This is a genomic window from Kitasatospora indigofera (assembly GCF_014655955.1).
Lineage (GTDB): Bacteria > Actinomycetota > Actinomycetes > Streptomycetales > Streptomycetaceae > Kitasatospora > Kitasatospora indigofera.
In genome coordinates this window covers 148,593-158,018 of the sequence record NZ_BNBO01000016.1, presented here as the reverse complement: position 1 = coordinate 158,018, position 9,426 = coordinate 148,593, and the positions used below count along the sequence as shown (strand labels likewise).

Here is a 9,426-nt window from a genome sequence, read left to right as displayed (position 1 = left end):
GGGCCGGACCGCCGCGCAGGCGGTCCGGCCCGGAGCCACGTTTCAGTGGGCCTGCGCCTCGATGTCGAGGACGATCCGCTCGCAGAGTTCGTGGGTGCGCAGCGCGTCCCGGCCGGAGATCGTCTTGCCGGTCCGGACGGCCTCCAGGAAGGTGAACACGACCTGCTCGATCCCGCGCTGGCGGGCGACCGAGACCCAGTCGCCCCGGCGGCGGACGGTCGGCTGGCCCCGGTGGTCGATCACCTCGGCGAGGTTGACCACCTCGCGCTTGGAGTCGCCGCCGGAGACCTGCAGCACCTCCTCGGTGGAGCCGCTGACCCGGTTCATGATGCCGAGCGCGGTGAATCCGTTGCCCGCCAGTGTCAGCACCAGGTGCTCCATCAGCCCGGCCCGGCTCCGGGAGCGCACGTCGACGTGCTCGATCTCGCCCGGGACGAGGAAGCGCAGGGTGTCGACGACGTGGATGAAGTCGTCGAAGACCGCCGTGCGGGCCGCCTCGGGAAGGCCCTCGCGGTTCTTCTGCAGGACGATCAGGTCGCGCGGACGCTCCTTGGCCTGCACGTAGCCGGGGGCGTGGCGGCGGTTGAAGCCCACCATCAGCGACCGGCCGGTCTGCTCGGCCAGGTCGACCAGCCGGCGGGCGCCGGCCAGGTGGTGGTCGAGCGGCTTGTCGACGTACACGTCCACGCCGGCGTTCAGCAGCTTCTCGGTGATCGGCACGTGCTGCTCGGTGACGGCGTGCACGAAGGCGGCCCGCACGCCACTGCCGATCAGGGCGTCGAGGTCGGTGTACCGGTGGTCGATCCGGTAGGCGTCGCCGATCCGGTCGAGCTTGGCCCGGTCACGGGTCATCAGCCGCAGGTCCAGGCCGGGCTGTGCGGTGAGGACCGGGAGGTAGGCCTTCTGCGCGATGTCGCCGAGGCCGATCACGGCCACGGGGAGCTTCTGATCGTCGGTCACCGGGAGGTCGAGGTCGTCGAATTCGGTGTCGGTCATCGGGTGGCTGCTCCTGCGAGGGTGGTGGTGGCCGCCCGCTCCGTCACGGGCGCCAGGCCTCCGGCAGCATATGCCAGAACGCCCCGTGAGCAGTCGGAACGCCCGGATCGGGTGGATCCGGGGGCCGCCCGGGCCCCGGCTGGCCCCCGACGCCGCCCGGTCCTGGCCGGCTGGTCCTGACGTGTGGCGGGGCGGTCCCGGCCCGCGGGCCCCGGTCCGTCGCGGGGACGCTTCAGCAGCGGGGGCGCCTCAGGAGTGGGCGCCTCAGTAGTAGTGTTTCCGGCCGCCGACGGCGTGGCCGAGCGCTCCCATCACCCACAGGACCAGACCGACGGCCACCAGGATGATCCCGATGGTCCACAGGATTCCGATCCCGGCGATGAGGCCGATGACGAGGAGGATCACTCCGAGCACGATCATTGACGTCTCCCTACGATGCCCCCGAGTTGGCTGTGCCGCCGGCGGGCCGGTGCGGGCTCCCGCGGCTTGACGATCACTGGACCGACTTGGCGGGTCCGGCGGGGTCCCACGTCGGACGTCTGCCCGAATTGTCGGAATCAAACCGCCGATCCGGGACAGCACCCGGTCGGGACACCCCCACCGGGCCCCCGCCGGACCGGCCCACGGCCGGACGGGACAGCGTCAGGACGGCACACCCGCGAGCGCCCTGACCTCCGGGGGCGGGAACGGGCTGGAGCCGTGCCACTGCAGGAGCAGGACGGTGGCGTCGTCGCTGAGGCGGCCCTGGTGGTGGTCGAGGATGCTCCGGACCAGACGGCGCAAGGTCTCGGGCACGGGGCGGCGGTCGGCGTGGTGGCGGATGAGGACGTCGATGAACCGTTCCAGGCCGAACTCCGGGCCGCCGGGGCGGTGCGCCTCGGTGATGCCGTCGGTGTAGAGGACCACGCGGTCCCCCGGCTCCAGCTGCTCCCGGCACACCTGGCTCGGCAGCCCCAGGGCGGTGCCCATGGGGTGGGCCGGCGGGCAGTGCAGCCGGCTCTCCCAGCGTCCGGCGCGGATCAGGACCGGCGGGAGATGACCGCGGTTGACCCAGGACAGCACGCCCGTCCGCAGATCCAGTTCGCCCAGGATGCCGGTGACGAACCGGCTCCGGCCGAACTGCTCCAGCACCGCCCGCTCGATGGCATCACCGGTCTCGGCGAGGCCACGGCCCTTGCGGCGGTGGTTGCGGCAGGCGGCCACCGCGAGGTTGGCCGTCAGGGCGGCGGCGGTGTCGTGGCCCATCGCGTCGAACACCGACAGGTGCACGGTGTCGCCGGCGGTCGCGAAGTCGAACGCGTCGCCACCGACCTCGTAGGCGGGCTCCATGACGCCGCCGATCACCACCCGCTCGTCGGCGTAGATGCGCGGCGGCATCAGGTTCCACTGCATCTCGGCGGCCACGTTCATCCGCTCGGTGCGCCGCAGCCGGGCGTAGGCGTCGCTGGTGCCGCGCTTGCTGACGATCAGCAGTCCGACCAGGGCGGCGAGGCCCAGCAGGTCGTGCTGGGCCTGCGCGTCGTCGAACTCGGTGTCCACCCGCAGGACGCCCAGGCGCTCGGTGCCGTCCAGCACCGGCACCCACCAGCGGTAGCCGCTCCCCCCGGCCCGTCCGGCGGCGACGGTCCGCCCCTCCTGGAAGGCCCGGCCGGGCAGCGTGCCCTCCACCTTCAGCTCCGCCTCGTCGGCCCCCGCCCCGCTGCCCGGGGCCCGGCCCCGGTGGGCGTTCGGGCCGTTGCCGGTCAACAGCCGCAGGACGCTCTCCCGCAGGTCGCACAGGTAGATCGCGGTGTCCCGCAGTCCCGCCGGCGCCGCGTACTCCGCGACCCGGCCGGGCACCTGCTCCAGCGGCATCAGGTGGCTGGCGTCGAGCAGCCCGACCAGCATCCGCCGGCTGTCCCTCTCGCGCTCCGTCACAGCTGCACTCCTCGCCCGGGGCCCGCCCGACGGCCCGACGGCCCGACCGCGGGCCCGTCACCCCCAGTGTCCTCCCCGGACCGCCCTGGCGGCCGGAACACCGCGCGGGCCGGGCCCCTGCGACGACGACGGCCGGCGTGGCCCGTACGGCCGGCGGTCGGTGCGCCCCGTACGGCGGACGGCCTCAGCCGGCCTCGGCGGCCGCCGTGGCGAGCGCCCGCAGCACCGGGCTCAGCAGCGGGTGGCTCTCCGCCCCGCTGCGGACGGCGGCGAAGACCTTGCGGGTCGCCAGGGCGCTGTCCACCGGGCGGACGGCGACCCGGGCGAGGTCGGCGCCGCGCAGCGCGGAGCGGGGCACCAGGGCGACCCCGGCGCCGGCCGAGGCGAGCGCGACCACGGCGTTGAAGTCGTCCGAGGAGTGCACCAGGCGGGGCTGGAACCCGGCGTGCTCGCAGGCGAGCAGCACCACGTCGTGGCAGGGGTTGCCGGGGTAGGGGCCGATCCAGGGCTCGGCCGCGAGGTCCGCGAGGTCGACCACCTCGCTCGCGCGGCCGGGCGCGGCGAGCGGGTGGGTGAGCGGCAGGACCGCCGCGAAGGGCTCGGCGTAGAGCGGGACCCGGGTCAGCCGGGCGTCGTCCGCGCGGGGCGCGCCGCGGTACTCGACCGCGACCGCGAGGTCGGCGCGGCCGTCCAGCAGCATCGGCAGGCTGGCGTCGCCCTCGGCGTCCAGCACCTTCAGCCGCAGGCCGGGGGCCTCGGTGGCGAGGGCCCTGATGGCCGGCACCAGGACGAGCGCGATCCCGGTGGCGAAGGAGGCGACGGTGACCTCGCCCGCGACGCCGCCGCTGTAGGCCGCGAGGTCGGCCTCGGCGCGCTCCAGTTGGGCGAGCACGGCGTCGGCGTGCCGGAGCAGGATCTCCCCCGCGGCGGTCAGCCGCACACCCCGCCCGTCCCGGGCCAACAGGTGGTGGCCGGTCTCCTGCTCGAGCGCGGCCAGCTGCTGGGAGACCGCGGAGGGGGTCAGGTAGAGGGCGGCGGCGGCTGCCGTCACGGTGCGGTGGTCGGCCACGGCCCGCAGGGTCCGCAGCCGTCGGGCGTCGATCACACCGGCAATTCTGCCAGCGTCGCGGCCGTCCCCCGCACGGCCGGCCCCGGGCCGGGCCGTCGGGAGGTGCGGTGGGACGGCGGGACGGAGGTGCGGCGGGACGGAGGTGCGGCGGGACGGGCCGACAGCGGGACGGGCCGACCGGACGCCCGGGTCAGTGCAGCCGCTGCCGGACGGCGCGGGCCCGGACCTGCTCCGGGTACCAGCGGGTGACCTTGACCCCGGCCACCAGCAGCGCGACCGGGATGACCCAGTTGAGCCAGTCCGTCCCCGAGGAGACGTGCAGGGCCAGCAGCCCCAGCAGCGCGATCACCGCGAAGATCCCGCCCCACATCGCGGTGAGCACCCGGTTGGTGCGCTTGAAGGCCGCGGTGCGCCAGACCGCCGGCGGGGTGGACTCACGGGCGTACTGCTCGGTGAACGGGACGAAGGCCAGCGAACCGAGCGCCGCCACCGCCACCACCCCGTTGGCGATCACCTGGGCGTAGGTCTCCAGCCAGAGCAGGTCGTCGCGGTCGAGCACCAGCGCCAGCACGCAGACGACCGCGAAGAAGAGGATGCCGACGATCTCCAGGACCTTCGGGCGGCCCCGCAGCACGTCCGGTCCGTTCAGCAGCAGCGAGGTGACCAGGCCGGCCACGGCGGCGAGTTCCCAGGTGCTCGGGCCGGCCACCGCGGCGAAGACGATCCAGGGCGCGAAGGCCCAGAGCACATTGCCGCCGGCCGGCCCCCGGGACGGCCCGCCGGGGGCGAGGTCCGGCCGCCGGGCGCCACCGGTCGCACGATCGGCATCGGCCGCGCGATCGACGCCGGTCGCGCGATCAACGCCGGCAGGGGGAGCGCCGCCGGTGGGGGGAGCGCCGCCGAGGGCGGTGCCGGCCGGCTTCGGCCGGGCGCCGTTCACGCTGTGCGGGGGAAGGCCGCCCGGCGGGGCGCCCGGGACGGGATCGTCGGAGTACGGGCTCGTCATCGCACACCTCCGCGGCGGGTGACACCGTGCGGGTGGGGGCGCCGCCTCGCCGGAGGGGCGCCGGGGTCGAGAGGTCCCTCCCCCATCGTGCGCGGGGTCCTGCCCGATCGCATCTCTGCCCGCCGGCCGGCGTTCGGCACACGAACCGGAGCACGGCGTACCGCCCCCGCCACCCGCTCCGACCTGGGTGTTGACCTCGCCGTGCGCCCTCCGTGCGCCGGTCGCACCCCGCGCGCCGCCGTCCGCTCCCGCGCCGGGCGGGCCACCGCCTCCCTATCGTTGGGCCCTTACTTCTCGGCGAAGGGCATCGACATGACGAGACGTTGGCTGGTGACGGGCTGCTCGTCCGGGCTGGGACTGGCACTGGCCGAGGCGGTGGCGCGGGCCGGTGACTCGGTGGTGGCGACCACCCGGCGGCCGGGCGCGCTGGACCCGCTGGTGAAGGCCTTCCCCGGCCGGGTCGTCGAGGCTCCGCTGGACGTCCGGGACGCCGGGCAGTGCCGGGCCGTGGTGGAGCTCGCCGCGGAGCGCCTGGGCGGCGTCGACGTGCTGGTGAACAACGCCGGCTGCGGGGTGTTCGGCGCGGTCGAGGAGATCTCCGACGACGAGCTGCGCGACCAGCTGGAGGTGCTGGTGGTGGGCCCCTGGCGGCTCACCCGCGAGGTCCTGCCGCTGATGCGGGCCCAGGGCGCCGGCCACGTCGTCAACGTCTCCTCACTGGCCGGCCGCACCGTCTTCCCCGGGCTCGGGGCCTACAGCGCCGGCAAGTACGCCCTGGAGGCGATGAGCCAGGCGCTCGCCGCCGAGGCGGCGGCCTTCGGTGTCCGGGTGACGGTGCTGGAGCCCGGCGGCTACGACACCCGGTACGGCACCTCCGTCGTCCCGGCGGCCGCGGCCGTCCCGGTCTACCGGCCGGTGACCGGCCCGATGCTGGACGGCCTGCGCGGGATGGCGGGCAACGCGGAGCTCGGACGGCCGGACGCGTTCGCGGCCCTGGTGCGGCGGGTCGTGGCGGACGGCTCCGCGCCCCTGCGGCTGCCGGTCGGCGAGGACGCCTTCGGCTACCTGGGCGTGCTCGCGCAGGGGGCGGCTGAGGAGCTGGCCGCCGCCCGGGCCTTCGTCGCGGGGGGCGGGGCGGACGGCCCGGAGGCGGGCGGGCCGGTGCCCGCGGCGCGGGCCGCCGCCGTGGAACACCCGGCCTGACCTGCGCGCCGGCCCGGCCCGTGGGACCGGCCGGGCCGGTGCCCCGGGCGTGCGGACGCCCGGGCGGGGTGGAGTGCCTCGTGGCCCGGCGGGTTCCGGGCCACCGGGCCACGAGGCGGTTCAAGGGGCGGGACGCGGACGGTCCCGCCGGGCCGGGGCCTACTCCCCCAGGGCCGCGCGGGCGTCGACGAAGGCCGCGACGGCCCGCTCGACGTCCTCGGTGGAGTGCGCGGCGGAGAGCTGGACGCGGATCCGGGCGGCGCCGTGCGGGACGACCGGGAAGGAGAACCCGATCACGTACACGCCGCGCTCCAGCAGCAGTTCGGCGAGGCGGCCGGCCTTCGCGGCGTCGCCGATCATGACCGGGGCGATCGGGTGGTCGCCGGGCAGGATCTCGAAGCCGGCCTCGGTCATCATCGAGCGGAACAGCGCCGTGTTGGCGGCCAGCCGCTCGCGCAGCTCGTTCGACTCCTCGACCAGGTCCAGCACCTTGAGCGAGGCGGCGGCGATCACCGGGGCGAGCGAGTTGGAGAACAGGTACGGGCGCGAACGCTGGCGCAGCAGGGCGACGATCTCCCGGCGGGCCGCGACGTAGCCGCCGGAGGCGCCGCCGAGGGCCTTGCCGAGGGTGCCGGTGATGATGTCGACCCGGTCCATCACGCCGTGCAGCTCGGGCGTGCCGCGGCCGCCGGGGCCGACGAAGCCGACCGCGTGCGAGTCGTCGACCATGACCATGGCGTCGTAGCGGTCGGCCAGGTCGCAGATCTCGCGCAGCGGGGCGACGTAGCCGTCCATCGAGAAGACGCCGTCGGTGACGATCAGGCGGCGGCGGGCGTCCTGGGTGTCCTGGAGCTGCTTCTCCAGGTCGGCCAGGTCGCGGTTGGCGTAGCGGTGGCGGCGGGCCTTGCTGAGCCGGATGCCGTCGATGATGCTCGCGTGGTTGAGCGCGTCGGAGATGACCGCGTCGCGGTCGTCCAGCAAGGTCTCGAAGACGCCGCCGTTGGCGTCGAAGCAGGAGGAGTACAGGATGGTGTCCTCCTGGCCGAGGAAGGCGGAGAGCCGGTCCTCCAGCTGCTTGTGGACGTCCTGGGTGCCGCAGATGAAGCGGACCGAGGCCATGCCGTAGCCCCAGCGGTCCAGCGCGTCCTTGGCGGCGGCGAGGATCTCGGGGTGGTCGGCGAGGCCCAGGTAGTTGTTGGCGCAGAAGTTCAGCACCTCTCCCGGCCGGCCGCCGCCGGTGACGGTGACGGCGGCGCTCTGCGGGGTGCCGATCACCCGCTCGGGCTTGAAGAGGCCGGCCTCGCGGATCTCGTCGAGGGTGGTGGCGATGTCGTCGCGCACGGAGTCGAACACGGCTACGGGCTCCTTGTGAGAGGGTCAGACGGTCCAGTCGAGGATGATCTTGCCGCAGCGTCCGCTCGCGGCGTCGTCGAAGGCGGCCTCGAAGTCGGCGGCGGGGTAGCGGCCGGTGATCACGGGGCTGAGGTCCAGCCCGCCCTCCAGCAGCACCGACATCGCGTACCAGGTCTCGAACATCTCCCGGCCGTAGATGCCCTTGATGGTGATCATCGAGGTGACGATCCGCGCCCAGTCGACCGGGAAGTCCTCGGCGGGCAGGCCCAGCATGGCGATCTTGCCGCCGTGCGTCAGGTTGGCGATCATCTGCTGCATCGCCTCGGGGCGGCCGGACATCTCCAGGCCCACGTCGAAGCCCTCGCGCAGGCCCAGCTGCCGCTGGCCCTCCTCGATGGTGTGCTCGGCGACGTTCAGCGCCAGCGTCACGCCGACCTTGCGGGCCAGGTCCAGGCGGTACGGGCTGACGTCGGTGATCATCACGTTGCGGGCGCCGGCGTGCTTGGCGACGGCCGCGGCCATGATGCCGATCGGGCCGGCGCCGGTGATCAGCACGTCCTCGCCGACCAGCGGGAAGGACAGCGCGGTGTGCACGGCGTTGCCGAACGGGTCGAAGATCGCGGCCACGTCCAGGTCGACCGGCACCCGGTGCACCCAGACGTTGGAGGCGGGCAGCGCCACGTACTCGGCGAAGGCGCCGTCCCGTCCGACACCAAGCCCGACGGTGTTGCGGCAGAGGTGGCGGCGGCCGGCCAGACAGTTGCGGCACTTGCCGCAGACCAGGTGGCCCTCGCCGCTGACCAGGTCGCCGACGCCGACCTCGGTGACGGCCGCCCCGATCTCGGCGACCTCGCCGACGAACTCGTGACCGAGCGTCAGCGGCGTGCGGATGGTCTGCTGCGCCCAGCCGTCCCAGTTGCGGATGTGCAGGTCGGTGCCGCAGATCCCGGTGCGCAGCACCTTGATCAGCACCTCGCCGGGGCCGATGGCGGGCTTCGGGACGTCCATCAGCCAGAGTCCCGGCTCGGCCTTCTGCTTGACGAGTGCCTTCACTGCGGCGGCTCCTGACGCACGGTGGGGGCGGCCTGGTGTGGGCAGGCCGGCGGGGCCCGGCGGGGCGGCGGCTGCGCGTACTGCTGCTGGGCACCGCACCGGGCAATGTGCAATCTGCCTGGTGGGGGCCGGTCCGGTCCATCGAGGAATTCTTAAGGGCCGCCACAGCTGGGCTTCACGATGGTGCCCGAGCGGCGCCCGGCCGACCCGGCGGCGTGCCGCGTGCCACCCGTACGGAGGATGGGGTGGGCTGCGCGCGGGCGGGGCCGTCGCGTGGCCGGCCGGTGCGGCCGGGGGCGCGGGCCGGTCGCGAGGGGGGCGTCGCGGGCCCTCAGCGAGCCGCCGGGGCGGGGGCGGCAGGGGCGACGGGAGCGGCGTCGCCCTCCGGCCGGCCGTCCAGGAGGTCCCAGAGCCGGGCCTCGTCGGCGCCGGTCATGTCGAAGGCCGCGACGAACAGCCGCAAGGTCGCGGCGGAGAGCGCCCGGCCGCCGAGCGCGCGGGAGACCCGGTCCCGCAGGGCGCGCGGCAGGATGTCGCCCTCGGAGGCCTCGCCGCCCAGCCAGAGCCACTCGGCGAGCACCCGGGTGACGGCCGCCTGGTTGATCCGGCCGGGCGTGGCCCGGGCGACGTGCCGGAGCCAGCGGGTGCGGTAGCGGCCCGGCGCGGTGAGCAGCGCGGCCAGGTGACGGCCGGCCTCGGCGGCGGCTGCCGGGGCGGCGACCGCAGGGGCGGGGCCGGACGAGGTGGCCGGGGCGGTGCTGGCGGGCATGGTCGGTCGTCCCCCTTTCGCCGGGTCCGCCGGCCGCCGGGGCCGGACCTGGCCGGCGGG

9 protein-coding genes are annotated in these 9,426 nt (G+C 75.2%); 1 reads left to right on the top strand and 8 read right to left on the bottom strand.

Annotation, left to right across the window (positions count from 1 at the left end; genetic code table 11):
- Positions 1 to 42: 42 nt before the first annotated feature.
- The 5 genes from IE329_RS16815 to IE329_RS16795 form a co-directional block, all read right to left on the bottom strand.
- Entirely contained in the window at positions 43 to 996 is a 954-nt protein-coding gene (locus IE329_RS16815; RefSeq protein ID WP_190211688.1) for a Gfo/Idh/MocA family protein, read from the bottom strand.
- A 264-nt stretch (positions 997 to 1,260) separates the two neighbouring features.
- Positions 1,261 to 1,416, bottom strand: coding sequence for a DUF6131 family protein (locus IE329_RS16810; protein ID WP_190211687.1), 156 nt, complete (start codon positions 1,414 to 1,416; stop codon positions 1,261 to 1,263).
- A gap of 222 nt (positions 1,417 to 1,638) precedes the next feature.
- Positions 1,639 to 2,883, bottom strand: coding sequence for a PP2C family protein-serine/threonine phosphatase (locus IE329_RS16805; RefSeq protein ID WP_190211705.1), 1,245 nt, complete (start codon positions 2,881 to 2,883; stop codon positions 1,639 to 1,641).
- 214 nt (positions 2,884 to 3,097) lie between these two features.
- On the bottom strand, positions 3,098 to 4,018 hold the full coding sequence (locus tag IE329_RS16800; RefSeq protein WP_190211686.1) for a LysR family transcriptional regulator: 921 nt from the start codon (positions 4,016 to 4,018) through the stop codon (positions 3,098 to 3,100).
- 154 nt (positions 4,019 to 4,172) lie between these two features.
- A complete protein-coding gene (locus tag IE329_RS16795) occupies positions 4,173 to 4,988 on the bottom strand; it encodes a hypothetical protein (RefSeq protein ID WP_229927505.1) in 816 nt (271 codons plus the stop codon).
- 312 nt (positions 4,989 to 5,300) lie between these two features.
- On the opposite strand from IE329_RS16795, the gene IE329_RS16790 reads away from it, so the two are divergent.
- On the top strand, positions 5,301 to 6,191 hold the full coding sequence (locus tag IE329_RS16790) for an SDR family oxidoreductase (RefSeq protein WP_190211685.1): 891 nt from the start codon (positions 5,301 to 5,303) through the stop codon (positions 6,189 to 6,191).
- Between the two features lie 159 nt (positions 6,192 to 6,350).
- Here IE329_RS16790 and IE329_RS16785 read toward each other — a convergent pair whose 3' ends face one another.
- The 3 genes from IE329_RS16785 to IE329_RS16775 form a co-directional block, all read right to left on the bottom strand.
- On the bottom strand, positions 6,351 to 7,544 hold the full coding sequence (locus IE329_RS16785; RefSeq protein WP_190211684.1) for a glycine C-acetyltransferase: 1,194 nt from the start codon (positions 7,542 to 7,544) through the stop codon (positions 6,351 to 6,353).
- Positions 7,545 to 7,568: 24 nt separating this feature from the next.
- Positions 7,569 to 8,597, bottom strand: coding sequence for an L-threonine 3-dehydrogenase (tdh, locus tag IE329_RS16780; protein ID WP_190211683.1), 1,029 nt, complete (start codon positions 8,595 to 8,597; stop codon positions 7,569 to 7,571).
- A gap of 331 nt (positions 8,598 to 8,928) precedes the next feature.
- The gene (locus IE329_RS16775) at positions 8,929 to 9,366 is read right to left on the bottom strand and encodes a hypothetical protein (protein WP_190211682.1); all 438 of its coding nucleotides are present in this window, start codon (positions 9,364 to 9,366) and stop codon (positions 8,929 to 8,931) included.
- Positions 9,367 to 9,426 lie beyond the last annotated feature (60 nt).